Below are 24504 nucleotides of genomic sequence, written 5' to 3'. Positions count from 1 at the left end.
CGATGATCAAGAATGTAACGGTCACATTGCTGCATACAAATGATTTGCACAGCCATTTGGAAGAGACATCGAAGATCGCGGGCTATATTGACGGGGTGCGTGAGCGGACGGAGCGGAACGAGCTGATCGTCGTCGACTGCGGCGACTTTCTGGATCGGGCGCGTATGGAGACGGAGGGAACGATGGCCGCAGTCAACCGGGAGCTCATGGAGCGGATCGGCTACGACGCGGCGCTGCCCGGCAATAACGAAGGACTGAGCTACACGCCGGATGAACTGGATCGGATATTCACGGGAACGACCGTTCCGTTCGTATGCGCGAACATGGCGTTGTCCGCCACCGGGCGCCCGCCATCCTGGATGATTCCGTCCCTCGTGCTGGAGCGGGCCGGCATGCGCATCGGACTGATTGGCTTGACGGTTCCTTACGCCGAGTACTACGACCTGCTCGGCTGGGAAGCCGGCGAGCCGATCGCCGCGCTGGAGGCTGAGGTCGCAAGGTTGAAGCCGCAGACCGATGCAATCGTCGTGCTCTCCCATCTCGGGCTGCGCAGCGACGAGCGGATCGCCGCGACCGTGCCGGGCGTAGATCTCATTCTTGGCGGCCATACCCACCATCTGCTGGAGGTTCCGTTGCTCGTAGGCGATACTGCGATATGCGCCGCCGGCAAATTCGGCGCGTATGTCGGCCATCTGCAACTGGAATTCGGGGCAGACCGCAGACTGGTGAAAGTGTCCGGCGGCAGCAGGTCGACCGACGACATGGCGGCTAGCGAGGACATCGACGCTCTGATTGCGGCGCATCGCGAGCAGGCCAAGCTCAAGATGGGCCGGAAGATCGCCCGTCTCAGCGAGCCGCTCTCGCTGCGGTACGATCGGGAATCTCCCCTGCCAACGCTGCTGTCCGCAGCGATTCGGACGATGACCGGGGCGGAGCTCGCCTTGGTGAACGCCGGACAACTGCTCGAAGGGTTGTCGGCCGGAGGCGTCACGGAAGAGAGGATTCACGGGATTTGCCCGTCTCCGATCAACCCGTGCTCGGTGCGCTTGAACGGGGAATTAATTCTAAGGTCGCTCGAAGAGAGTCTGCTGCCGGAATTTCAGAACCTGGAAATACGCGGTTTCGGCTTTCGCGGCCGGGTGCTCGGAACGCTGTGCCTGGACGGCATAGAGGTGAGCGCGGATTTTGCCCGGCCTCCTTATCATCGCATTGTGGAGGCCAGAGTGGGCGGGACGGCCTTGGACAAACACAGGGAATACACGGTGGCGACGCTGGATATGTTCACCTTCGGCGTCGGGTACATCGGATTAAAGGAAGGCCGGGACATTCGCTACTACTTGCCGGAGTTTATCCGGGACGTGCTTGTCCGCTCGCTTAACGACAGCTTGCTGATCGCGCGGTCCAAGGAGCCGAGATGGCGATATTTCGACGAATCCTGATCGGCTTCCGCGGACCGGCTGTACCGCCGCAATGAACTTTAGTTCCGGGGGAGTGAAAGGCCAGTGCTGCATTGGTTCGATTCTATCATTCTGGGAATTGTGGAAGGTCTGACGGAGTTTCTGCCGGTATCCTCGACGGGGCATATGATTTTGACGAACAAGCTTCTTGGCTACGAGGAAGCTCCGGAGCAGCTCAAGACGTTCGAAATCGTCATTCAGTTCGCGGCGATTTTGGCGATTGCGCTCGTCTACCGGGACAAGATTTTGCAAGTGCTCGGCCTGGGCAAGGCACAGTCGGTTCGCGGGCTCTCGGTAGACGCCTTTCCGAAGCGCGGGTTGAACCTGATCCACGTCGCGCTCGGCATCGTCCCGCCGTTAGGCATTGCTTATCTGTTTCGGGACACGATTAAGGAAATCGGGTTTCACCCCGCTCCGGTGTTATGGGCGCTGGTCGCGGGCGGCATCTACATGTGGGCGGCCGAGGCGCTATACGATGCGGGGAAAATGAAGAGAACGGCGGAAACGATGGACGACATTTCCTACAAGCAGGCTCTGCTGATCGGCGTTCTCCAATGCATTTCGGCCGTATGGCCCGGCTTCTCCCGCTCCGGATCGACGATCGCGGCCGGCATGCTCGGCGGCGTCAGCTACCGGGCTTCCGCCGACTTCAGTTTCTTCATCGCTATCCCGATCATGACGGCGGCGACCGGCTACGAGCTGCTCAGCAACATCGACAATTTCCGTTCCGGCGACATCGACCTGGGTTTCCTGCTTACCGGATTTATCGTCTCTTTTCTTGTTGCCTGGATCGTCGTCGTCGCGTTTCTGAAGGCGCTGCAGAAATTCAAATTGAAATATTTCGCGTGGTATCGTTTCGTTCTGGCCGCTTTGTTTTATTTCTTCATTATGCGATAGCGGCTGCTTTAATCAGGGTGGAATAATGTCGAATCATGGAGAATAATCAAAATTCTCCTCGAAGGGCTATTCAATAAACGAAGTTGAATTCCGATGTAATCATAAGGGAACTTTTGTCTGCCAGATTCCGTCGCGAAGGAGGAAAATCACGAAATGCGCATGATGCCGATTTCTCTATGTCGGCCGGGGATGAGACTGGCGAAAAGAATTTATTCCGATGACGGCATCGTGCTGCTGGCCGAAGGCGTCGAGCTCACTTCCACACTCATCCGGCGACTGGGAGAATGCGGGGTCAGTTTTGTATATATTCAGGATTCACGAACGGACGACCTGTCCATCCCCGAACTGCTCAGCGACGAGACGCAGCGACGAACGCTGCAGACGATCCGCACGGTGTTTCGGGAATTCGGCAATTCGACCTCGAAAAGCAAAAACAGCACGTATCCTTACGTCGGACGCAAAATGAAAGAAGTCATGCAGCTGATCATGGAAGACTTGGACAGAAACCAGGACGCGATGATCATGCTAATGAATTTGCATACAGTGGATCATTACTTGTACATGCATTCGATGAACGTGTGCGTGTATACGACTTTGCTCGGCATGGCCCACGGCTATAGTCACGACGAGCTTGTAACGCTGGGGATTGGCGCATTGCTTCATGACGTGGGCAAAACGCAAATTTCCATGCAGGTGCTGCTCAAGCCGGGATCGCTGTCGGCCTATGAGTTCGACGAAATGAAACGGCACACGGAGCGGGGCTTTTACCTGCTCAAGGATGAGCCGAACATTCCGATACTGGCCGCTCACTGCGCCTACCAGCATCACGAACGGCTAAATGGCTCGGGCTATCCAAGAGGGATTAAGGGCGACGAAATCCACGATTATGCCAAATGGGTCGGAATCGTCGATTCCTACGATGCGATGACGAGCCACCGCGTGTATCGCGACGCTATCCTTCCGCATCAGGCAGTGGAGATGCTGTACTCGGGAAGCGGGACTCTGTACGATATGTCGAAGCTGCAGCTGTTTCGCGACAAGGTAGCCATCTATCCGATCGGACTAACCGTGAAGCTGAACACGGGACAGAGCGCGGTCGTCTGCGACATCAATTCTACATGCGCTCACCGGCCGATTTTGCGCGTGCTGACAGACGAGGACGGCGTCGAGCTGAAAGTGCCGTTCGAGTTGGATCTGTCCAAGCATTTGAACGTTCTGATCACCAAAATTGAGTTGAATCCGGCAGAAGGAGCAGGCACGATGCCTGCCTAAAGCCGATGTAAGGCCGCCCGTGCGCAGACGAACCTGCGCGGAGGGCGGCTTGTTTGGTCTTTCCCGCACGATGGGTTTGTTTTTATCGGCTCCGACCATTACAATAAAAATAACGTAAAGAACGACAGGAGCATGAACGATGCAGCAAGCTTTATCCCGGCCAGCGAAGGCGGCTCCTTTTGCCGCTCCTTCCGACTGGCCCGTATTATCTCCCGCTTACGATCCATGGGATCCGATTCGTTCCCTGCAGCAGCACGGAAGACACGAGTTGACGAGCGTGGAGCTGACGGTGACTCATCTGTGCAATATGAGATGCGAGCACTGCGCCGTAGGCGACGGCTTAACGATGACAGAGGCGCCGCATCTTCCGCTAGACTTACTTTTCCGCAGAATGGACGAAGTGCGCCATCTGGAGACGATCAGTATAACTGGAGGGGAGCCCACGTTTCGCCTCGAGACGGTCAGGAACGTCATCTTGCCTGTATTGAAGTATGCGCGCGAGAGAGGCATACGTTCGCAGCTTAACTCTAACGTCACTTTGGACTTCGAACGGTATGAGCTGATTGCGCCTTATTTGGACGTCATGCACATCTCTTTTAACTATACGCAAGCCGAGGATTTCCATCAGGTCGGCTTCGCTCGCACCGGGCGCAGCGTTCGGCTTGAGACGACTTCCAAGCTGTACGAGAGAATGATCGATAATGCTAGAAGGCTCTCCGAGGGCGGTCTGTTCGTATCCGCGGAATCGATGATCAACTACCGGACGCATGAGCGCATTGCGGATATTCATCGACTTATTATCGAGATGGGCTGCCTGCGCCACGAGGTACACCCGATGTATCCCAGCTCGTTTGCGTCCTCTCTTCCGGTCATTACCAGACGGCAAATGATGGATGCGGTAAAGACGCTGCTTGATGTGCGCGACCCTGGGATATGGATGCTGTTCGGGACATTGCCGTTTTTCGCCTGCAGCGAAGAGGAAGAGGAACGCCGGCTCGTGTCCAGATTGAGATCTGAGCCGAATGTGACCGTCCGCAACGATCCTGACGGCCGCAATCGCGTTAACGTCAATATGTTTAGCGGCGACGTCTACGTGACCGATTTTGCCTCGGTTCCCCCGTTCGGCAATATCCGGGAGGAAAAGCTGGACGACGTGTTCGCCAAGTGGCGGGAGCATCCGATGCAGCAGGCGATCAACTGCCATTGTCCCGCCGCAGGGTGCTGCGGCCCCAATTTGCTTGTTCAGGACATGTACTACAGGGATGTCGACTTTATGACAAGGCGAGCCCTTCCATAAAAATACGATAGTGCTCCGCCCGCGAAGATAAGGAGGAATACGTTCACTTGGAACTCGAATGGAATTTGATTTTCTGGAACGTCGTTCTCGTATTATTCCTGGTACTCCTTAACGGTTTTTTCGTTGCGTCCGAGTTTGCGCTCGTCAAGGTGCGGCAAAGCCGGCTGACTCAGCTGAGCAATGAAGGCAACGTTCGCGCGAAATACGCGCTGAAGGTAAATCAGAGGCTGGACGCCTATTTGTCTGCGACGCAATTAGGCATTACTTTGGCTTCGCTGGGCTTGGGCTGGGTCGGGGAACCGGCGATCGCCGATCTGATCATTGCGCCTCTGCTTCACGGGTTCGGCGTAACGGACGAAACGGTGATCCATTCGATCGCGTTCGTAGCCGCTTTTTGCATCATCACATTTCTGCATATCGTGCTCGGGGAATTGGCTCCGAAATCGTTGGCGATTCAGCGCTCCGTAGGCGTCTCGCTCTGGCTGAGCTTGCCGCTGCTCATGTTCTATCGGCTGTTTCTGCCGTTTATCTGGTTATTGAACGGCGCGGCTAACCGTCTGCTCAAGCTGATCGGAGTTGAAGCGGCCGGCGAACATGAAGCGGCCCATACAGAAGAAGAAATTCGCATTCTGATGGATGAGAGCGCCAAGAGCGGCATTATCGACAAGGACGAGATGACGTTGTTCGACAACGTCTTCGAGTTCGCCGACCGGGTCGCTCGCGAGGTCATGCTTCCGAGAACCGACATGGACTGCCTGTTTACGAACGTTTCGTACGCGGACAACATGAAGCTGGTGTATGCGACTAAACATACGCGTTATCCGGTCGGTGTCGAGGACAAGGATCAGATTATCGGATTCGTGCACATTACCGATTTGCTAACCGCCGATCCGGATGAGGAGCATAATCTCAAGGAATTTCTGCGTCCGATTCTAAGCGTGCCGGAATCGATGGAGATCAGCAAGGTGCTGAACCTGATGCAGCGCCGAAAATCTCAAGTCGCCATCGTCATCGACGAATACGGCGGAACCGCAGGCATGCTGACGGCCGAGACGATTTTGGAGGAGCTGGTCGGAGAACTGCAGGATGAATTCGACGATGAGTTGCCGAACGTCGTGATCAAAGGGGAATTAACTTCCGTGGACGGGCGTATGCTGATAGAGGACGTGAACGATCTGTTCGGCCTGGATATCGAGGACGACGAAGTGGATTCGATCGGCGGTTGGCTGTTCAACCACTTGGAGGGCACCATCTCCAAAGGACAGAAGGTCGTCTATGAAGGCTACGTCTTCGAAATTGCCCAGACGGAACGGCTTCGAGTACAGCGGGTGCATATTTACAAAAATAAACTAGCGTTGGCGGATTCCCCCGATAAAGCATCGCGATCGAACCCAGACAATCAGTAGCGGCGGGAGAGCCCGGGAAGAGGGAAAAGGCCGTGCCGATTCGAGCCATTGTGCTGATGGTTTCCTCACTCTTATTTTTGTATTTGCTGTTTACGGTAGGCGCGCCGTTCTTGCTTGCGCTTGTCGTGGCCATCTTCCTAGAGCCGCTCACGCTGCAGTTTATGAACAAGGCGAGGATGAACCGGCTGGCCGCATCGACCGTTTCCAGCACGCTGTTCACCGTAGTTCTGCTTGGGTTGCTCGGCTTGCTCGGCATGAAGCTGGTTAGCGAGTTGAGAGCGTTTCTGGATAAAATGCCGAGCATGCTGGAGGATGCCAGCGAGTACATACAAAGCTTGATCGAGCAGGCGCAGACCTATTCAAACCACGGAGCTGCGCCGCTGCCGGATCAGCTCGAGACCTGGGTGTCCAACATCACGGCCGCGCTCAGCCAGCTGTCCACGAAGCTGTCCGGGGTACTGTTCAGCTTCGCATCGGGCATACCGGACTTTTTTATCTTTTTTATCGTGTTCCTGGTCGCGGTTTATTTGTTCACGTTGAGCCTGCCGATGATGAAAAGCTCGTTCCTGTCTTTGTTCGAAGAGAAGTCAAAGCTTCAGGTGGAGGAAGTGCTGGCCAGCCTGCGCAGATCGGTGTTTGGATTTCTGCGCGCGCAGCTGCTGCTCAGCGTCATTACTTATATTTTATCATTCGCCGGTCTACTGATCATCGGAACGGGATATCCGCTCGCCATAGCGCTCGTCATCGTGATCGTCGACATTCTCCCCGTGCTTGGCGTAGGCTCGGCGCTCGTCCCGTGGGCGGCGTTCCAGATCGCCGTCGGAGACATGTACACCGGTATCGGATTGATTTTGTTATTCCTCGTCATCACGGTCGTGCGCCGGATCGTCGAACCGAAAATTCTCGGAGACGCGGTCGGAATCAGCGCCTTGTCGGCCCTGATCAGCCTCTATGTCGGCTATGAACTGGTCGGCATCGTCGGCGTATTCCTCGGACCAATCGTTGTCATTGTGTTCATGGCGATGCGCAAGGCGGGACTGTTCGATTTCAAGATCAAATTTCAATAGCTATATAAGTTGAACCAAAGATACCTCGAAGAGATGACCCAATGGAATGGAAAAAGGGAATGGTTTTGCCGCGAGTTTTGGCTTTAGGCTGCTTACCTCTGAAGATCTTATCGATCCAAGCAGCCCAAAACAACCTGTCTGAAGTCGGCAAAATCATCCCTTTTGGAATGCAATGGGCTTCCCTTTCATTGGTTCAACTTATATAGAAAGAGGAAGATGTCCTTGGACGATCCGCGCGGAAGCCGCAGGTGTACAGCCTGCGTCCGCATGGAAAGTCTCGGGGGCGTCTTTATTTTAAAGAGGGTGTCAGAAACGTAGGACTTTGGGCATAGGATATTAGCGGATAATTACGTCTATCGCGCCGAGATCGGCGAACTACAGAGGAGGTAACAGCATCATGTACGATTCTCAGTGGCGGAGTTGGAAGCCCTATGTCGGGCCGCACGACCCTTGCCCTCCCATCCGCGTGAAGTGGTACGTCGTTCCGCCTAATCAATATATCTCGTTTCAGCCAATGAATCTGCCGCAATTCTCGTTGGAGGAAGCGCTGCGGAAGGGCACTCTGTGGCCCGCGCTGTACAGCAATTATCCGGCCCGGCGCTCGGCGAAAGGAGGGAAAGGCAATGGCTGATCGATTCGATCGCAATGAACGCAGCGATCGTAACGAACGTAACGAACGCAACGAGCGCAACGAGCGCAATGAACGTAACGATCGTAATGACCGAAATGATCGCAACGATTGGAACGGACGCCACGATACGTACGAACGCCACAACCGGGACTATCCGGGCTATCGAGACGGTCAGGATCAAGCTCCCGAGCCGGGCTCAAGGGGGGACGACGCCTATTGCAAGGAACTGTTCGAGCTGCAGAAGACGGATTTCGCGCTGGTCGAATTGACGCTTTATTTGGATACCCACCCCAACGATATGCAGGCCGTTCAGCAATTTAATCAGCTTTCGCAGAGGAGGCGTCAGATCGCGCATGAATTCGAGATCAAATACGGTCCGCTGCTGCAATTCGGGCTGAGCTACAGCCGGTTTCCGTGGCAGTGGATCGACACGCCATGGCCGTGGCAAGTATAGGGAGGAGGCGGAAATATGTGGATTTATGAAAAAAAGCTGCAATATCCGGTCAGAGTCAGCAAGTGCGATCCCCGAATGGCTCGTTACCTTGTCGAGCAGTACGGAGGCGCGGACGGAGAGCTATCTGCGGCGCTTCGTTATTTGAACCAGCGGTATACGATTCCGGACAAAGTCATCGGATTACTTACTGATATAGGAACGGAGGAATTTGCGCACCTCGAGATGATCGCCACGATGATCTATAAGCTGACGAAGGACGCGACTCCGGAGCAATTGGAGGCGGCGGGACTCGGCGCGAACTTCGTGAATCACGACGGTGCGATGTTCTACAACAATGCTGCGGGCGTACCGTGGACTGCCGCCTATATTGCCGCCAAGGGCGATCCAATCGCCGATCTGTACGAGGACATCGCCGCAGAAGAGAAAGCCCGAGCGACTTACCAGTGGCTAATCGATTACACGGACGATGTCGACATTCAGGATTCTCTCAAATTTTTGCGCGAAAGGGAGATCGTACACTCGCTTAGGTTTAAGGAAGCGGTGGAGATTTTGAAATCGGATCGGGAGCAGAAGAAGGTGTATTGATCGTAAGGACGGCGGCATTCCCGTGGCGGGAGTGCCGTTTTTTGCGGCAGCTGGTTCAGCGTCCTTGATCAATACAAAAAAGGAGTAACTTTCCAACGATTTTTACGTATTACTTATTAGACCGCCACGAAGGTACGGAAGGAGGTGCGGGGCAACTTGGAAACGTTGATGATTGTGCTGTTCGGCATAGGAGTCGGATATGCGGTGCTATCGGCTTTCGTAGGAGATTTGTTCAGTCTGGACATCCATACGGGAGAGCTGCCTTTTTTGTCGCCGACGATTGTCGCGACATTCCTGACGGTGTTTGGCGGAGTAGGATACATGCTGCTGCATAATACCGAATGGTCCGCGATACCGATCGCCGGCTTATCGCTTCTGATCGCGCTGGGTGTGTCCTCGGTGGTGCTGTTCCTGGTCGTCATTCCTTTGCAGGCGGCGCAAAAAGGAAGCGCCAAATCCGCGAAGCTGATGATCGGAGCGCTGGCGGAAGTCACAACATCCATCCTGAGCTCGCGTTTGGGAGAAATCGTGTATGAGCAAGGAGGATCGAGGCATAGCGCGCCGGCAAAGACCTATGGCGACGTTTCGATCCGGCAAGGCGCTCAAGTCAGAATTGTGGATGAGATCGCCGGTACCTTCGTGGTGGAGGAAGCGTAAAGCGCATTTGCGCAATCTATTACAGAAAGCGAGGACTTCATATGAATGTGGACGCAACCTTGTACATTCCGGTAGGCATTGTGCTTGTCGTGATTTTACTGATCGTCGTTTTCGCATCAAGATACCGCACGGTTAAGGCCGATCAGGCGATGATTGTGACCGGGGCGCTGACGCGCGACGGGATGAAGATCGTCAAAGCGGGAGGAGCGTTCGTCTGGCCGGTCGTCCAGGAAGCGTCGTTCCTGTCGCTGCAGGTGCAGACGGTCGACGTACATACCCCGGAGGTTTATACGATGCACGGGGTTCCGGTTATGGTGGAAGGCATTGCCCAGATTAAGATCAAGGGCGATTTGGAGTCGATGGCGACTGCCGCCGAACAATTCCTCGGCAAACCCGAAGCGGAACTCAAAAGCATTGCCACTCAAACGATGGAGGGCCATCTGCGCGCCATTCTCGGAACGATGACGGTGGAAGACGTATACAAAAACCGAGAAGAGTTTGCGAGGAACGTACAGGAGGTTGCAGCAAGCGATCTTAACAAAATGGGATTGCAAATCGTATCGTTCACGATTCGCGACGTTCGCGACAAGAACGGTTATCTGGACGCACTGGGCCAGCCGCAGATCGCTCAAGTCAAACGCGACGCCGAGATCGCCAAGGCCAACGCTTATCGGGACGAACAGATCGCCAAGTCGCGGGCGCTGGAGGAAGGCAAGAAGGCGGAGTTCTCCGCCGAGACGAACATTGCTGAATCGCATAAGCAGATGGAAGTGAAGAAGGCGGAATTCAAGCGCGAGCAGGATATGAAGAAGGCTGAAGCGGACCAATCCTACAAGCTTCAGGAGGCGAAGACGCTGCAGGCGGTTAAAGCCGAAGAAATGCAAATCCAGGTCATCGAGCGCGAAAAGCAAATCGAGCTGGAAGCCAAGGAGATCGAACGGCGCGAGCGCGAGCTGGTCGCTACGGTGAAGAAGCAGGCCGAAGCGGAGCGCTTCGCGCAGGAGCAGCGGGCCGAGGCCGATCGCTACCAGATTGAAGCCAAAGCTAAAGCGGAAGCGGAAGCTGTCAGATTGGCCGGTAATGCTAACGCGGACAAGGAACGTGCGGAAGGTACGGCTGAAGCGGACGTTATTCGTCTGAAGGGTCTCGCCGAAGCGGAAGCGAAGGACAAAATCGCGGACGCGCTGCGCAAGTATGGAGAAGCTGCCGTTATCGAGCTGATCGTACAGAAATTCCCGGAAATTGCCCGGGCAATTGCCGAGCCGCTTGCGAAGACGGAGAAAATTGTCATCGTCGACGGAGGAGGCAGCGGACCGAACGGAGGAGCGGGTAAGGTGACCGGTTATGTAACCGACCTGCTCGCGAAAATGCCGGAGACGGTCGGAGCCCTTACCGGCGTGGACATTCATCAGTGGCTGCGCAATCTGACCGAGGGAGAGCGGTCGATTGACAGCAGCTCCGAGCAGAAGAAGCTTGAATAGCAGATAGCCTCGGCCAGGAGGATACAGACCAAAGTCGAAGAGACGGATGCTCTGTTCCGAGAGGATGTGGGCAAACAATTAGCGGAGCGCCTTCGGGCGCTCTTTTCACAGACTGAAAAGGTCTTCTCAAAGATAATCGTTGCGGATATGCACTTCGGCGCAGGGAAAATGCAGGCTTGTGTCGAATACGTCGAATTAATGAGTATAGAGAACTATAGGGGTCATGCATATGCGCAAAAACAGAGGTTTTAAGTTACGCTCAACGGTAAATGCGCTCGTATTGATTACGGTAGTGGCCACGGTTGTCATTATTTCATTAGTTGCGTTCCAAAACGAGAAGAAGTCGCTCATTCGGCTAACCTACCAATTAAACGAAGTCTACGTCAATAAAATCGCCGAGACGACAAATTCGATTTTTCACAATATGACGCAGGGGCTGGCGATTACGGGGAGATACTTGGCGTCGGATCTGTCGCGTACGGATTTGCATTTCCAACTGATGCTTTTTCAGCAGAGCAATGCGTTTTTCAATATTACGTTTATTGTCGATAAGGAGGGCAATCTCGTGGACGCTTCTGATCTTTCCTCGCTTCGTCGAGGGCAGAAGATGAAGTCCGCGGGCGTGGAACAGGCGCTGAAAATGAAGCGGGCGCTCGTCTCCGAGCCTTATGTCAATCCGTTGTCTAAAAATCTGGTTGTAATGGTAAGCGCTCCCTTGCAGGACAATTCCGGGAGGTACATCGGCTTTATCGGCGGCACCATTCGGCTGCATGAGACGAATATTTTCCAGACGGTGCTGGGCAGCGTTCCGAATGAGGCGGACGGTTCGTATGCCTATGTCGTTAGCTCGGAAGGCATTCTTCTATATCATCCAGACCCGAAACGTATCGGAGAGAGAGTGGCGCGCAATCCGATCGTAGCAAAAATAGCGGCGGGAGAACGAGGCTCGGGCTCGCTCAGCCTAGTGAACAGCAACGATATTGAAATGCTGGCCAGCTACGCCATGATCGAGAAGGCGGGATGGGGCATCGTCGCTCAGACCCCGGCCGAATCCGTGCTGCAGTCGGCGCGAAGGCTGATTATGGCGATTATTACGTATATGCTTCCGGTGCTGCTGCTCTTTGTCGTCGTGATCACCCTGCTTGTGCGCAGATTGTCCGAACCGCTGGTTAAGCTGACCGATTTTGCTTCGATGCTCTCTCCGACGAATAGGGGAACGGACGAGTTGCCGAAAATTCACGGTTTTAACTATGAAGCCAACGAGCTTCATAAGGCGTTCGGAAGAGCGGTTCGGCATTTTCGCTACCAGTTCGACAGCTTGTCTCAGGAAGCTCAGACCGATCCGTTGACGGGCTTGTTTAACCGAAGGACGATGGACAAGTTTATCGGAAGCTGGATAACGGGCGGAAACCCGTTCTCGCTGCTCGTGCTGGATATGGATCATTTTAAAAGCGTTAACGATACGTACGGGCACGACGTCGGGGACGAGGTATTAAAGTTTCTGGCGACCAGTCTGCGTCAGCTGCTTAAGGAAGATAACGTGATTTGCAGGTTCGGCGGGGAGGAATTTATCGTCCTTGTGCCTGACGAACGATTCGATTCCGCACTGGGGGCGGCGGAGCGCATTCGGAAATATATGGCGGAGACGGACGGCCCGACGGGCGGTAAAGTGACGTTGTCGATCGGAGCGGCGCATTATCCGGGGTTCGCGAGCAATGCCGAGCAGCTCTTCCGCGTGGCGGACGAAGCGCTGTATCGAGCGAAGCATCAGGGCCGCAACCGGGTGGAGATCGCGCTCGCGGCGAACGAAGTCGCAGCAACGAATTAATCGAATACATCAGCAAAGAGAGCTATAGGGGTTTAGTGAAATGCGCAAAAACATAGGATTTAAGCTAAGATCGACAGTAAACGCAATCGTTTTGGCTACAGTATTGGCTACAGTCGTCATCATATCGTTCGTGGCTTATCAGAATGAGAAGAAATCGCTATTCCGGTTGACGTTTCAGCTAAACGAAGTATACGCGGACAAAATTGCCGAAACGACGAATTTCATTTTTAAGCATATGATGAATGGCCTGGCGATAACGGGAGAGTCTGTATCGGAGGACCTGACCCGTTCAGATTTGAAGGACCAGCTCGTGCGGTTTCAAGAGGGCAACTCTTTTTATAACTCCGTATTTATCGTCGACAAGGAAGGCACGTTAATCGTCGCCTCGAATTTGCCTTCGGCTGTGGGCAGCAAGCTGGCGTCCGCAGGTGCGACGCAGGCGCTTCGGGAACAGCGGGAGCTTGTCTCCGAGCCGTACGTAAGCACAGTAACGAACAAGTTGATCGTAATGGTCAGCGCCCCCCTTCACGATGCTTCCGGCAATTATATCGGGTTTATCGGAGGATCGATTCGGCTGCACGAGACGAATATTTTCCAGACGGTGCTGGGCAGCGTTCCGAACGAATCGGACGGCTCGTACGCCTACGTGGTAAGCTCCAAAGGCGTGCTGCTCTATCATCCCGATTCGGGGCGTATCGGGGAGAAGGTGACCGAGAATCCGGTCGTCTCCAGCGTGGTTTCCGGATTGAGCGGGGCGAAGAGAATCGTTAATACAAGAGGAGTCGACATGCTGGCCAGCTACGCACCGATAGGCAGCGCCGGTTGGGGAATTGTCGCTCAGACGCCTGCCGAATCCGTGCTAGAGTCGGCGAAACGGCTGATCATGTCGATCATGCTGTATATGCTGCCTGCGCTGATGCTTTTTGTCGTCGTGATCACTATTCTCGTACGCAAGTTGTCCGAGCCGTTGGTCAAGCTGACCGAGTTTGCTTCGATGCTTTCCCCGACGAATAGCGGAGCGGATGAGCTGCCGAAGATTCACGGTCTAAACTATGAAGCCAACGAGCTTCACAAGGCGTTCGGAAGAGCGGTTCGGCATTTTCGCTATCAGTTCGACAGCTTGTCTCAGGAGGCACAGACCGATCCGTTGACGGGTTTGTTCAACCGAAGGACGATGGACAAGTTTATCGGAAGCTGGATTGCCAGCGGGAATCCGTTCTCGCTGCTCGTGATGGATTTGGATCATTTCAAAAGCGTTAACGATACGTACGGGCACGACGTTGGAGACGAGGTATTGAAGTTTCTGGCGACCAGTCTGCGTCAGCTGCTTAAGGAAAACAACGTGATTTGCAGGTTCGGCGGGGAGGAGTTTATCGTTCTTGTGCCTGACGAACGGTTCGATCCCGCAATGGAGGCGGCGGAGCGCATTCGGAAATATATGGCGGAGACGAATGGTCCGACGGGCGGCATAGTGACGCTGTCGATCGGAGCGGCGCACTATCCGGACTCTGCCCGCAGTGCCGAGCAGCTCTTCCGCGTGGCGGACGAAGCGCTGTATCGGGCGAAGCATCAGGGCCGCAACCGAGTGGAGATCGCGCACGCGGCGAACGATCTTGCGGCAACGAATTAGCGGATGCGCAGAGCGCATGCGATAGCCTGTTTTTGTCTCCGGCGACCTTCCCGCTTCATACACTGGAATCGTATGCTCGCATTATGATTCCAAGGAGGTGCCCTGTGCCCCGGCATGTGAGCAGTAAGTGGAAGAAAACCGCGGCGTTAATGGGGAGCGTATCGTTGCGGCGGCTCGTTCCCGAGACGATCCGATTTGAGGGCGCCAAGCTTAGAAGCACGCTTGAGCGCTACGGAATGGTCTATATCAAGCCGGAATCGGGTACGCATGGGAAAGGCGTTATGCGCGCCGAGATCCTCGGCAACGGCCGCTACCGGCTGCGGTACGGCAAGCGCACGCAAACCTACTCCTCCTGCGGAGCAATGGCCGATGAGATTCGTCGTTCTATCCGCGGCAGAAGATATTTGATTCAACGAGGCATCCGATTGCTTAAGCACAAGGGACGTGTATTCGATCTGCGCGTTATGGCACAGTTAACTCCGCGCAAAATGTGGCGAACGACCGGAATGATCGGCAGGGTGGCGGCTCCGGGCAAAATCGTGACCAACTACCACAGCGGAGGCAGACTCGTACCTGTAAACCGGCTGCTCAGCGGTCATATGGGCGAGAATTCGGCGCGAAGTACGCTCCGGACGCTTGAACGCATTGGCGTCAACGCGGGGCAGGCATTGCGGCGTAAGTATCCCGGCGTTTGCGAGGTTGGCGTCGACATCGGTATGGACCGGTCCTTGAAGCCTTGGATTATCGAAGTCAATACAAGCCCCGATCCGTACATTTTCCGCAAGCTGCCCGATCCGTCCATATTCAAGAGAATCAGACGATATGCGAGAGCCTATGGACGAAAATAAACAGCTTTCCCCAAAATAACCCGACCCCCGCCGCGATTGCGAAGAGGGTCGGGTTATTTTTAGAGGACGGAGAAACTCTATGTTCTTGCTTTGTAGATTCGACCGAGCCGGGCTGCCGTGGCCTGCCAGCTGAATTGCCGCAAGCTGTCCCGTCTGGCCGCCCGCGCCATGCGCAGCCGCAGCGCTTTGTTGCCGGCGAGCTTGGCGATCGCCGTCGCGAAAGACTGCGGCTGACGATAGCGCCGCACAAGAATCCCGTTGCGGTTATGCCGCACGATCTCCTTGATGCCGCCGTTGCTAGAGGCGATGACCGGAACGCCGGAAGCCATCGCTTCCACATTCACAAGCCCGAACGCTTCGTGCTTTTGAGAAGGACAGACGAAAACGTCGGCCTTGCGGAATACTTGGTGAATGCGGCGATGCGGAACGGTTCCGAGGAAACGGGTGTTCACCCGAAGCTTCCGGGCAAGCGAGCGCATGCGTTGCGAATAACCGGGACGAGGAGAACCGCCCGCGATGATCGCTTGTATCGGTCGACGCGCGGACTTCTGGGCCAATTTTATCGCCTTTAGGAGCACGGGAACGCCTTTGCGGGGAATGACGCGGCCGGCGAACAACACTGTGAACGCTCGATCCGAGTTTCGTTTGCCCGCAGGCGTAAATCTGAGCGTGTCCACTCCGAGCCACACTTTGCGGATTTTGCCCGCGGATCCCGGGAACCGGGCGGATAGTTGCTTCTTCAGCGACGTGCTGTTGGCGATGACGATGTCGGCTTGAGAGAGACCGGCTGCCGCAGAGGAACGCGTCGCATACGGCGGCGAGACGAACGTTAAGGAATGAAGGAAAAGCGAGACCGGAGTGCCGGGAGACATTTGTTTGATCGGGCCGATGAAACGGGGGCGGTTGTCGACCTGCACGAGATCGAAGTTTTTCCCTCGAATGAATTTTTTGACATTGGACAAGTAAGTCTCCCGAGTGCCGGAAGGCACCCTGTGGATGTGCACTCCGTCTATGACGGAATGGCGCGGATAGCGGCGGTGAGCCCGGCTGACGATTGTGACTCGGTGTTTGCGGGCCAACTGCTTGGCTAAGGCCAGAATCGTAATTTCTACCGACCCCCCGAGCGGCGGAGGAACGGGAATTTGCTCGGGGGCGACGATCAGAATGCGCATATTTTCGAACACCTGCTCCGTATAAATTTTTTACTTGATCCTCCACAACTTATGATGGACGACCGAGGTTCGCTTAGGACAAATACCGCCTGTCAACGTAAATATTCGCTCCAACTCGCGGCAAGAGAGTGAGAGCGCTTGACGTTACAGGTGTCCAAGCCGACCACGAAGAAATATGTACGAAAAAAAACTCGCCAGAATCCGCCGTTGCCGTTTCCTTTCGACTCGCAGTAACGGCTGAAAAGACAGGACAACGCAACTCTGCAGCGCAGATTGGGATTGGTGGGCGAGGAGGTGGTGGGGAGAGGGAAGGAGGGAAGGAGGGAAGGAGAGGGAAGAGGGCAATGTTATCAGGTTAAGTGGACTATTCGTCTCCAGTGGTTGGATCTTAAGTAACATTTGGGTTTTTATCCCCGCCTGGGTAGCGCCGAGGCTTAGCTAACCTCTACTGCTGAAGTTAGCGCCAAGATATAGATTGCACTATCAGCGTGAGGCAGTTGATTTCCGGCGAATAAGACCGCGAGGCGGCCTATTGGCGAGAAAAATGCCGGGGACCAGCGAATAAGACCGCGAGGCGGCCCTATTGGCGAGAAAAATGCCGGGGACCAGCGAATAAGACCGCGAGGCGGCCCTATTGACGAGAAAAATGCCGGGGACTAGCGAATAAGACCGTCAGGCGGCCCTATTGGCGAGAAAAATGCCGGGGACCAGCGAATAAGACCGCGAGGCGGCCCTATTGACGAGAAAAATGCCGGGGACTAGCCAATAAGAACGCCAGGCGGTACTCCAGCGAGGAAGAAGCTGATGTTCGGCAAAGTTCACAGCACAATGCAAAAGGCCTGTCCCATAGCGGAGCTTGATGAGAAAATCGATAAGAGAGAAGGTGTATATACCTCCCGGAGATTGCTTCATACGCTCCTGAAACCTTGCAAATGGTTTGCCCATTCAGGTTTCGGGAGCGTATAGCATCGGAGGGAGGTACTAACCTTTCATCTGTTTATCGATTATCTTTCACATCAAGTAGGCTGACTTATGGGACGGCCCCGAGCGCCGACAGCGCCCCCCTCTACCAACTTCGCCTCATTACCAGCTTCGCCTCTCTACCAGCTCCGCCCCATTATCAGCCTCCGCCGCTTTAGGAAACATCCAAGTCGCTCGCTTCCGAAACCGTCTCTACAGCTTTATGAGACGTCCAAGTCGCTCGCTTCCGAAACCGTCTCTACAGCTTTATGAGACGTCCTAGTCGCTCGCTTCCGAGGACGAACGATGCTCCGTATCGACAGCGACGCCGGAGCCTGTTTTCTGGGTGCGCAAGCCGCGCCTTTCCCGATAAGCCCATAGCGCGTACTCAATCGGGCGCACGATCGCTTTGCGGTATACGTCACGCTCCCCGGCTTGATGAAATACTTCGCGCGCGGGCTTCGGGTTGACCTCGATCAGCCAGATTTTTCCGCTCCGATCGATGGCCAGATCGAGGGCGAGCTCGCACAGCGCGCCATAGGTTGTTTCCAGATAGCGCGCTACGTCGATCCCGAACGCTTCCGCCGTCTGGCGAATTTGCCGGATATCGCTCTCGTTGCCGATCCATTGCCTCAGCAGATCGTTCATCGGAGCCGCTTCGCCCCCACCGTGCAGGTTGGAGGTAATGCTGCGAAGAGGGCCGACCCGGCCCGCGCAGCCGGTAACCTCCCAAATGCCCAAGCCGTTTTTCTGCACCAGCATTCGGTAGTCGTGCACTCTGCCGCTGGGAAGCTTAATGTTCAGCCCCTGCTGAACGATGTAGCGATTGCCCTTCTTATCCCAGCTGTCCAGCGCGGAAGCCAGACGGCCGCGGGAAATATGCTTCGGCTGTACGATCGATCGCGAATGGTTGCGTCCTTGCAGCAGCAAGCCGCCTTCCCGCCCGCGCTCGATGCGCAGAATACCTCTGCCTCCGGTGCCGTTGATCGGCTTCAGGTAAACGGTCGGGTACTTCTTTAACATCAGAGAAACGTCCTCAGCGGACTGGTACAGTCTTGTGGCCGGCAAGTGCACGCGGAAGGCCGGCACTTTGCTTAACGCGCGATAGATCGTCCATTTGTTGCGAAGAGGCCGGTTGAGAAAATGAAGATAGGAATAGCGTTTGCGAAAAGCGAGCAATTGTTCGAAGCGATGGCTTTTCTGAATCCGGCAGCGATCGTAGATGACGTTAGGAAAGCGAACCCACCGGCGGCTCCATTTCTTCGTCTCCGGGTTGTACAGCTGGGCGCGGATGAGCTCTTTGTCGTCGTCCACGTCTTGAGGCGTGAATACGAAGACGTCCAAGCCGACCCGCTTGCCAGCCGCAATCATTTTCTCGTAAACCGGCCTTTCTTCCAACGACTTCGATTCGTTCAAATAAAGAGTCAGTATGCCGAGGGTAGGCTGTCGCACCGTAGATTCACCTCCGCTCTGGCGAAGCCGTCGCGAACGATGGAAATCTGTCTGAAGCGACAAGGGATGCTCTGTTCGACGTCACGTGACCGCGCCTCCCCCAGATTCGTGCTTCAAACGGTGCAGATATAGACTATATTGAAAAATTCGTTCCAGCGACTTGTTGCGAATGTGCGGCTCGTCGAATTTCATCGGCTTGGAGTTGGCTTCGAAAAACCAGACATGGCCGGTCGTATCTACGCCGAGATCCATCGACATTTCACACAGCCTGCTATGCGAAGATCGTTCGATTTGCTTAGCTAGCGTAATCGTCGTCCCTTTCACCTTGCCGAGCACCTTGCCTGCTTTATCCTGTCCGAACACGGACACAAGCAATTTCTCCGGCTCGTCGATGTAACCTCCTCTGGGAACGTGAGTCGTAATGCTGGAATCGCCAGCAACTCTTGCACCGATGCCGGAAAGCTCCCACTGGCCGGCCCCGTTCTTCTGCACAAGCGCGCGCAGATCGAACGGCCGATTGTTCACGCAGGCAAGTGCGATCCCCTGCTGGACGATGTAAGGCTCTCCAAGCCGCTGGGATTGTCGCGAGACGCGATCCCACAGCCTCCTCATCGTACCTGCGCGGAAGGTACGGCTGCCCTTCTCCTCCTGAATCTGCAGACGATAGGGCAGTTTTCGTTCCGGCTGTACGGTTACGGTCATAATGCCGACGCCTGCTTTGCCGCGAACAGGCTTGAGGTAGAGCAGGCGATGCCTTTTGAGCAGGCTGCTCAGCACGAGCGAGTCGGTCAGTTTTTTCGTTTCAGGGATGTAAGGCTTCGTTGCTCTGCTCTCGTTCAGCCACTGGAAGAGCGACCATTTGTTGAAGAAACGTCGATTAAATAGACGAATGTCGGGCTGCTTCGCCAAGGCGGACAGTTTCTTCTTCACTCTTGGCAGCCGTTCGTCCTCCCGCTGGGGAATCCGGTTGTATACGACATGAGGACGGGGGAACCAGGCTTGCACCCAAGTTTCGTCCGATTCCCGAAATATATAGCCGAGTATTCTGGGCGCCTGCAGTTTCAAATGCTTAACGGTAACGACATAAGTGAGAATGCCCATCTGCTGGCCGGTTTGGATCAAATCCGCGAAGTTCGCCCGATTGCCCCTAAACAATTGCGTATCGTCCTCGATTGTAAGGATTGCGACGACCGGCTTGTCGGTCGTCGCTTCCATTACGCTCGCCTTGGTTTGGAGAGGTTTAGGAATCGTCAAGATTCATCCCTCCTGCGGAATCTGCTTAGATAGAGACAATGCTCGAGAATGTATTCCAGAGAGGCTTTGCCTTGCTCCTTCAAGGCGGGATGCTTGAAGATCGATCTGCCGGGCTTGGCGTTCGCCTCGAACATCCATACCTCGCCGTCGCGGTCGATGCCGATGTCGAGGCCGAGCTCGCCGAGCTGGTGCGAATAATTCCGCTCGATCGCTTCGGACAACCGGACGGCAACCGTTCTAGCCTCCTTCAGAACTTCCTCCGAACGCGCTCCGAACGCGCGGCCGAGCGCCTGCTCGGGCGTCATGAGCGAGCCCCCGTTTTTGATGTGCGTCGTTACGCTTCCGCGTCCGGCTTTCTTGGCCCCGATACCGGCGACGACCCATTCGTTGCGTCCGTCCTTATGCATGTGAAAGCGGAAATCGATCGGACAATTGTCGATTTCGACAAGGCGTATGCCTTGCTGTGCGACATAGTTGTTCAAGTCGCCTCCGTGTCGGGCTCTCAGCATTTTCATCAGGCCGGCAAAGGTACTGAAGCGCAGCAGCACGTTGCCGCCGCTTTTGCGATAGCGGATGAAGTAGCCTTTGCGCGGATGATAGGTCAGGCGATAGATGCCTGCGCCGAGGCTGCCTGCGCTTGGCTTGTAGTACAGAAACTGATGCTTCTCCAGAAGCTCTTTAATTTTCTCCGGCGCCGGGTTGTTGACCGACTCTGGCAAGTGCCGCAGCGCCTCGGGATCGTTGTCGAGCAGCTTATAGACGTCGGCTTTATTGAAGAAGCTCCAGTTGAAAAACGGGATTTTCTTGCGAATAAACCGCTCGCGAAGCGAGGTGATCGTTGCGCCCGTCTCGGCGCGCCGACTCGGAAGCCGGTTATAGATGACGTCGGGAAGCGGGACGATTCGTCTCGTCCAGCCGCCTCCGCCGTCGAGAAACCAGCCGTTGATCTTCTCCTGCTGCCAGTTGATATCCCGGGGCGTAAAGGCGAACATGTAGGCGCGCTTCTGGCCAAGGCCCAGCAATTGCTTGACGAACCCGGTCCGTTCTCCGAACGGGGCGGAGGAAGAGCGCGTTCCGCTGTCCGTGAGTACCCCGATCAAGGGACCGAGCTGAATGTCTTCTCCTTCTTCGCCTACGAGATAAACGCTGCCTGATTTCGGAACTTTCACGGAACGGCGCAGCCCCGCGGACATATATACATGGTTGCCTTTACGTTTGATGGTTCGAACCGTGGCGGGCACGACGTCTTTGCCGAGCTTGACGTTGACCGATTTACGTCCGCCAAGCTTAAGCAGCTTCGCAAGCGGGCTGGAGAACCATACGATACGTTCCGGCTGCTGTGTGAAATGGACGTTACAGATGGTCAAACTCATGAATTACCCTCCCAGGTGAAGCGCAACCGCTACCCGGCGGCGATCGCCGCGCGTCGGTTGTCGCAAGTCGAAGCAAGATGGATTTGGCATAGGACAGAGGCTGCTCCGCTGCGGCCGCGGCGGCTCCTTCGCCAGCGGAGCTCATGGCGGAGCGGCCCGGCTTGGAGTTGGCTTCCAGAAACCAAAGCTTGCCGCTCCGTTCTATTCCGAAGTCCAAACCGATTTCGGCGAATCTCCCAAAAGTTTGTTCCAAACGCGTGACAATGGACGAAGATAGATTGGCGATCTCCTCCAGCAGTTCCCCGCCCCGGCGTTCGCCGAACTGCGCAATCAAAGTACCGGCAGCCGGAGCGGCCTTGCCTCCGCCATGAAGATTGGCCGTAACGGACGAAGGGGCGCCGATCCGGGCGGCGATTCCGGTCAACGACCATCTGCCGCGACGGTTTTTCTGCATCAAAGCTCGGAGGTCGCAAGGCTCCCCGGAGCCGCTTCTCATATCCAACAGCGGCTGCATCAGATACTTCCTGTCGCCGATCCAGCGATCAATTCTGCGCAGCGCTTCAGCCGAGCTGTCATAGCTGCGTATAAGTGGCCGATTGCGGTCGTCCCTTCCGGACAGCGCCGCATCGCCTCCCGAATCGAGCGTAATAGCCAGCACCCGCTTGCCTTGACTTCCGGCGACCGGCTTAAGGAAGGCGGCGCCGTTGTGCTTGCGCAGCCAAAGAGCCAGCGAGGAAGCGCCCTCGTATAGGGCTGTAGGCGGCAAGTAAGCGGCGAACTCGCTCTCCTTGACGAGCATTTCGTATACTTTGCCTTTGTGCGGCAGGATACCGTTGAGAAGCACGAGCCGCTTGGCCGTTTGAACGGCTTTCAGGGCACGTCGATACCGCAGCTTCTCCTCCTCCGATTCCGGCCAGGCGCGGTCGTAGACGACGGAAGGCAGCCTGCGATTGGAAGGCTCCCAGTCCCGCGATTGCTCGTTCCAGCTCCATCCTTTGACGGAATCGTCCCGCGGGTTCCACGTCCAGGGCGCGAAGGCGAACAGCTGCATGCCTAAACCGGCGGCGATAACGGACAAACGTTTAACATAGCGACTTTCGGCGAACGGCGGCCAGCCTGGGCGCTCGCAGACGAGCACGCCGAGCTCTGCGGGCGACGGCGCTCCGATGAACGTCTTAGAAGCCTGAAATATAGCGGGCATATTGAATGAGCATCCGTACCGAAGGACGGATTTTTCCTTCCTTAAGCGGTGTGTTATCGTTTTTAGAAGGCTTGGAATTCACTTCGAGCAGCCACACCCGGCCGGACGTGTCGAGCGCGAGATCGATACCGAGCTCGGCGAAATGCGCGGGAATGTACATGTCGATGCCTTTGGCAATGTCCAAAGCGGCTCTCGACAGGCGCAAGGAAGCGTCTCCCCGATGTTGGGCGGGAAGATTGGACTTGGCGACGGATTCTCTGACGGTTGACAACGTGCCTCCGCGGGCGAGGTTAGAGACGAAGTGCTGGCTCCCCGCCGTTCGGGCGACAATCGAAGTAATCGCCCATTTGCCGCTGGCGTTTTTTTGCGCGAGCGCCCTGTAGTCGACCGGCCTTCCGCCGATTTCGATCAATTGCAGGCCTTGCTGAATCAGGTAACGAACGGTTTTCATCTTGCCTGCGAGCGTAGAGAACAGCTTCACCAGACTTCCGAACGTTTGCCGCTTCGTGCCGAGGGCTGTGGCGTACGAAGCTTGCCAGTTTTCCGGACCGAGACGGGAAACGCGAATGATGCCTTTGCCCAGACTGCCTCTTACAGGCTTAAGGAAGACGGTGCTGTACCTGGAGCACATGCTTTTGAGCATCGTATAGTTGTGCAGGGAGTGGGATTCAGGCAAATACTTCTGCAAGCCTGCGTCCTTCTTGAGCGCGTCGAACACTTCCGACTTGTCGAGAAACTTCTCATTGAACACGTGCGCGCCGAAGCGGCGCTTGATTTCCCCCATGAACTGTTGAACAACCGGCCTGTTCTCCAGCTTGCGGGAGGTGAGACGATTGTTGACGACATCGGGCGCCGGGAGCGATAACCTGTGCCAGCCTTTGGTGTATACCCAGCCCTCCACGGAAGAGAGACTTGACCCGATGGCGTTCGGAGTGAAAAAATACACGTATGCGCCTTGGCTCCGGCAGGCATCCGTCAGCTCGCGGCAAAACATCGTAATATCCCCGAACGGCTTATCCGGCTGATTCGAATGATCCCGGCTGACCAGCACGCCGATCAACGGGCCGAGGGCGAGCGTCCGGGTCGACTGCTGATACAGCAGACGCAGCGGAGTGCCCGAATAGATGCCCATTCGGCGAGCGAGCGTTTGGCTGATGCGCAGCCCCTCGTACCGGGGAACCGGGACGACAGTAACGGAGTGGCGGAAAGAACCGAACTGCAGAGCAAGGTGCTGCTGGGAGGGTATTCTCAATTGCTTGATCAGGGACTCCCCCAGCATCAGGACGTCGTCGGACAGTATGCCGGAACTGACGACATGAACGTCGATTTTCGGGGTGGACATGTTTCGTACTCCTTCCACCTGTGCGAATGTCGCGGAGAAGGCTTAGAGGCTTCCTTCCCGGGGGCTAGCGAGAATACTCCATCATATGAGGACATCTATCTATCGGTGATTGCCCCGGTTGGATTGGGACTGGCGAACAATGAAGGTCGGGATGGAAATTCGGCAACCGTTTTGCGGCGATGAAGAGGGCGGTCCATAACGGGGAAAGAGCTGCGAAACGATTGATTATTGTGGGGAGAT

The 24504-nt window shown here is 55.6% G+C and carries 21 protein-coding genes; 15 read left to right on the top strand and 6 right to left on the bottom strand.

What is annotated here, in order from left to right; translation table 11 throughout:
- Positions 1 to 2: 2 nt before the first annotated feature.
- From J4772_RS06985 to J4772_RS06915, 15 genes are all read left to right on the top strand, one after another.
- Positions 3 to 1439 carry a bifunctional metallophosphatase/5'-nucleotidase gene (locus J4772_RS06985; RefSeq protein WP_247741043.1) on the top strand — a complete coding sequence of 479 codons (1437 nt, stop codon included), beginning with the start codon at positions 3 to 5 and terminating at the stop codon, positions 1437 to 1439.
- 66 nt (positions 1440 to 1505) lie between these two features.
- Complete coding sequence (locus J4772_RS06980) at positions 1506 to 2354, top strand: undecaprenyl-diphosphate phosphatase (RefSeq protein ID WP_209077021.1); 849 nt, start codon at positions 1506 to 1508, stop codon at positions 2352 to 2354.
- Positions 2355 to 2507: 153 nt separating this feature from the next.
- A complete protein-coding gene (locus tag J4772_RS06975) occupies positions 2508 to 3626 on the top strand; it encodes an HD-GYP domain-containing protein (protein ID WP_209074663.1) in 1119 nt (372 codons plus the stop codon).
- 139 nt (positions 3627 to 3765) lie between these two features.
- Positions 3766 to 4923, top strand: coding sequence for a radical SAM/CxCxxxxC motif protein YfkAB (gene yfkAB / locus J4772_RS06970; RefSeq protein ID WP_209074662.1), 1158 nt, complete (start codon positions 3766 to 3768; stop codon positions 4921 to 4923).
- A gap of 47 nt (positions 4924 to 4970) precedes the next feature.
- Complete coding sequence (locus J4772_RS06965) at positions 4971 to 6329, top strand: hemolysin family protein (protein ID WP_209074661.1); 1359 nt, start codon at positions 4971 to 4973, stop codon at positions 6327 to 6329.
- Positions 6330 to 6361: 32 nt separating this feature from the next.
- Positions 6362 to 7396: a sporulation integral membrane protein YtvI gene (gene ytvI / locus J4772_RS06960; protein ID WP_116059181.1), complete on the top strand. Its 1035-nt coding sequence runs from the start codon at positions 6362 to 6364 to the stop codon at positions 7394 to 7396.
- 41 nt (positions 7397 to 7437) lie between these two features.
- Positions 7438 to 7602 (top strand): hypothetical protein, encoded by a 165-nt coding sequence (locus tag J4772_RS06955; RefSeq protein WP_209074660.1) that lies wholly within the window; start codon positions 7438 to 7440, stop codon positions 7600 to 7602.
- A gap of 191 nt (positions 7603 to 7793) precedes the next feature.
- Positions 7794 to 8027 carry a spore coat associated protein CotJA gene (locus J4772_RS06950; protein ID WP_116059180.1) on the top strand — a complete coding sequence of 78 codons (234 nt, stop codon included), beginning with the start codon at positions 7794 to 7796 and terminating at the stop codon, positions 8025 to 8027.
- 226 nt (positions 8028 to 8253) lie between these two features.
- Positions 8254 to 8481, top strand: a complete 228-nt coding sequence (locus J4772_RS36940) for a spore coat protein CotJB (RefSeq protein ID WP_246016408.1) — start codon at positions 8254 to 8256, stop codon at positions 8479 to 8481.
- A 15-nt stretch (positions 8482 to 8496) separates the two neighbouring features.
- The gene (locus J4772_RS06940) at positions 8497 to 9066 is read left to right on the top strand and encodes a manganese catalase family protein (protein ID WP_116059178.1); all 570 of its coding nucleotides are present in this window, start codon (positions 8497 to 8499) and stop codon (positions 9064 to 9066) included.
- Positions 9067 to 9222: 156 nt separating this feature from the next.
- Complete coding sequence (locus J4772_RS06935) at positions 9223 to 9723, top strand: NfeD family membrane protein (protein WP_116059177.1); 501 nt, start codon at positions 9223 to 9225, stop codon at positions 9721 to 9723.
- A gap of 41 nt (positions 9724 to 9764) precedes the next feature.
- On the top strand, positions 9765 to 11204 hold the full coding sequence (locus tag J4772_RS06930) for a flotillin family protein (RefSeq protein WP_246016396.1): 1440 nt from the start codon (positions 9765 to 9767) through the stop codon (positions 11202 to 11204).
- Positions 11205 to 11433: 229 nt separating this feature from the next.
- Entirely contained in the window at positions 11434 to 13032 is a 1599-nt protein-coding gene (locus J4772_RS06925; protein WP_209074658.1) for a sensor domain-containing diguanylate cyclase, read from the top strand.
- A 40-nt stretch (positions 13033 to 13072) separates the two neighbouring features.
- Complete coding sequence (locus J4772_RS06920; protein ID WP_209074657.1) at positions 13073 to 14662, top strand: sensor domain-containing diguanylate cyclase; 1590 nt, start codon at positions 13073 to 13075, stop codon at positions 14660 to 14662.
- Between the two features lie 104 nt (positions 14663 to 14766).
- Positions 14767 to 15510 carry a YheC/YheD family protein gene (locus J4772_RS06915; protein WP_247741042.1) on the top strand — a complete coding sequence of 248 codons (744 nt, stop codon included), beginning with the start codon at positions 14767 to 14769 and terminating at the stop codon, positions 15508 to 15510.
- Between the two features lie 77 nt (positions 15511 to 15587).
- Here J4772_RS06915 and J4772_RS06910 read toward each other — a convergent pair whose 3' ends face one another.
- The 6 genes from J4772_RS06910 to J4772_RS06885 form a co-directional block, all read right to left on the bottom strand.
- Positions 15588 to 16682, bottom strand: a complete 1095-nt coding sequence (locus J4772_RS06910) for a glycosyltransferase family 4 protein (protein ID WP_209074655.1) — start codon at positions 16680 to 16682, stop codon at positions 15588 to 15590.
- 1239 nt (positions 16683 to 17921) lie between these two features.
- Positions 17922 to 19094: a YheC/YheD family endospore coat-associated protein gene (locus tag J4772_RS06905; RefSeq protein ID WP_209074654.1), complete on the bottom strand. Its 1173-nt coding sequence runs from the start codon at positions 19092 to 19094 to the stop codon at positions 17922 to 17924.
- A gap of 81 nt (positions 19095 to 19175) precedes the next feature.
- Positions 19176 to 20348, bottom strand: a complete 1173-nt coding sequence (locus J4772_RS06900) for a YheC/YheD family endospore coat-associated protein (protein WP_371822829.1) — start codon at positions 20346 to 20348, stop codon at positions 19176 to 19178.
- On the bottom strand, positions 20345 to 21721 hold the full coding sequence (locus J4772_RS06895; RefSeq protein ID WP_116059172.1) for a YheC/YheD family protein: 1377 nt from the start codon (positions 21719 to 21721) through the stop codon (positions 20345 to 20347). The genes J4772_RS06900 and J4772_RS06895 overlap by 4 nt, the downstream gene beginning before the upstream one ends.
- Entirely contained in the window at positions 21702 to 22922 is a 1221-nt protein-coding gene (locus J4772_RS06890) for a YheC/YheD family endospore coat-associated protein (RefSeq protein WP_209074653.1), read from the bottom strand. Before J4772_RS06890 ends, J4772_RS06895 begins: the two co-directional genes overlap by 20 nt.
- Positions 22897 to 24264 (bottom strand): YheC/YheD family endospore coat-associated protein, encoded by a 1368-nt coding sequence (locus J4772_RS06885; protein ID WP_209074652.1) that lies wholly within the window; start codon positions 24262 to 24264, stop codon positions 22897 to 22899. Before J4772_RS06885 ends, J4772_RS06890 begins: the two co-directional genes overlap by 26 nt.
- Positions 24265 to 24504: the final 240 nt, after the last annotated feature.

The organism is Cohnella sp. LGH (assembly GCF_017671885.1).
Lineage (GTDB): Bacteria > Bacillota > Bacilli > Paenibacillales > Paenibacillaceae > Cohnella > Cohnella phaseoli.
The sequence above is the reverse complement of the archived record's forward strand: the minus strand, read 5'-3'. Positions and strand labels throughout refer to the sequence as shown.

What these genes read in the sequence shown, in the direction of transcription:
- J4772_RS06985 (WP_247741043.1), top strand. Translation starts at nt 3, where the DNA reads ATGATCAAGAATGTAACGGTCACATTGCTGCATACAAATGATTTGCAC.
- J4772_RS06975 (WP_209074663.1), top strand. Translation starts at nt 2,508, where the DNA reads ATGCGCATGATGCCGATTTCTCTATGTCGGCCGGGGATGAGACTGGCG.
- yfkAB (WP_209074662.1), top strand. Translation starts at nt 3,766, where the DNA reads ATGCAGCAAGCTTTATCCCGGCCAGCGAAGGCGGCTCCTTTTGCCGCT.
- J4772_RS06955 (WP_209074660.1), top strand. Translation starts at nt 7,438, where the DNA reads ATGGAATGGAAAAAGGGAATGGTTTTGCCGCGAGTTTTGGCTTTAGGC.
- J4772_RS06950 (WP_116059180.1), top strand. Translation starts at nt 7,794, where the DNA reads ATGTACGATTCTCAGTGGCGGAGTTGGAAGCCCTATGTCGGGCCGCAC.
- J4772_RS06940 (WP_116059178.1), top strand. Translation starts at nt 8,497, where the DNA reads ATGTGGATTTATGAAAAAAAGCTGCAATATCCGGTCAGAGTCAGCAAG.
- J4772_RS06930 (WP_246016396.1), top strand. Translation starts at nt 9,765, where the DNA reads ATGAATGTGGACGCAACCTTGTACATTCCGGTAGGCATTGTGCTTGTC.
- J4772_RS06925 (WP_209074658.1), top strand. Translation starts at nt 11,434, where the DNA reads ATGCGCAAAAACAGAGGTTTTAAGTTACGCTCAACGGTAAATGCGCTC.
- J4772_RS06920 (WP_209074657.1), top strand. Translation starts at nt 13,073, where the DNA reads ATGCGCAAAAACATAGGATTTAAGCTAAGATCGACAGTAAACGCAATC.
- J4772_RS06910 (WP_209074655.1), bottom strand. Translation starts at nt 16,682, where the DNA reads ATGCGCATTCTGATCGTCGCCCCCGAGCAAATTCCCGTTCCTCCGCCG.
- J4772_RS06895 (WP_116059172.1), bottom strand. Translation starts at nt 21,721, where the DNA reads ATGAGTTTGACCATCTGTAACGTCCATTTCACACAGCAGCCGGAACGT.
- J4772_RS06890 (WP_209074653.1), bottom strand. Translation starts at nt 22,922, where the DNA reads ATGCCCGCTATATTTCAGGCTTCTAAGACGTTCATCGGAGCGCCGTCG.
- J4772_RS06885 (WP_209074652.1), bottom strand. Translation starts at nt 24,264, where the DNA reads ATGTCCACCCCGAAAATCGACGTTCATGTCGTCAGTTCCGGCATACTG.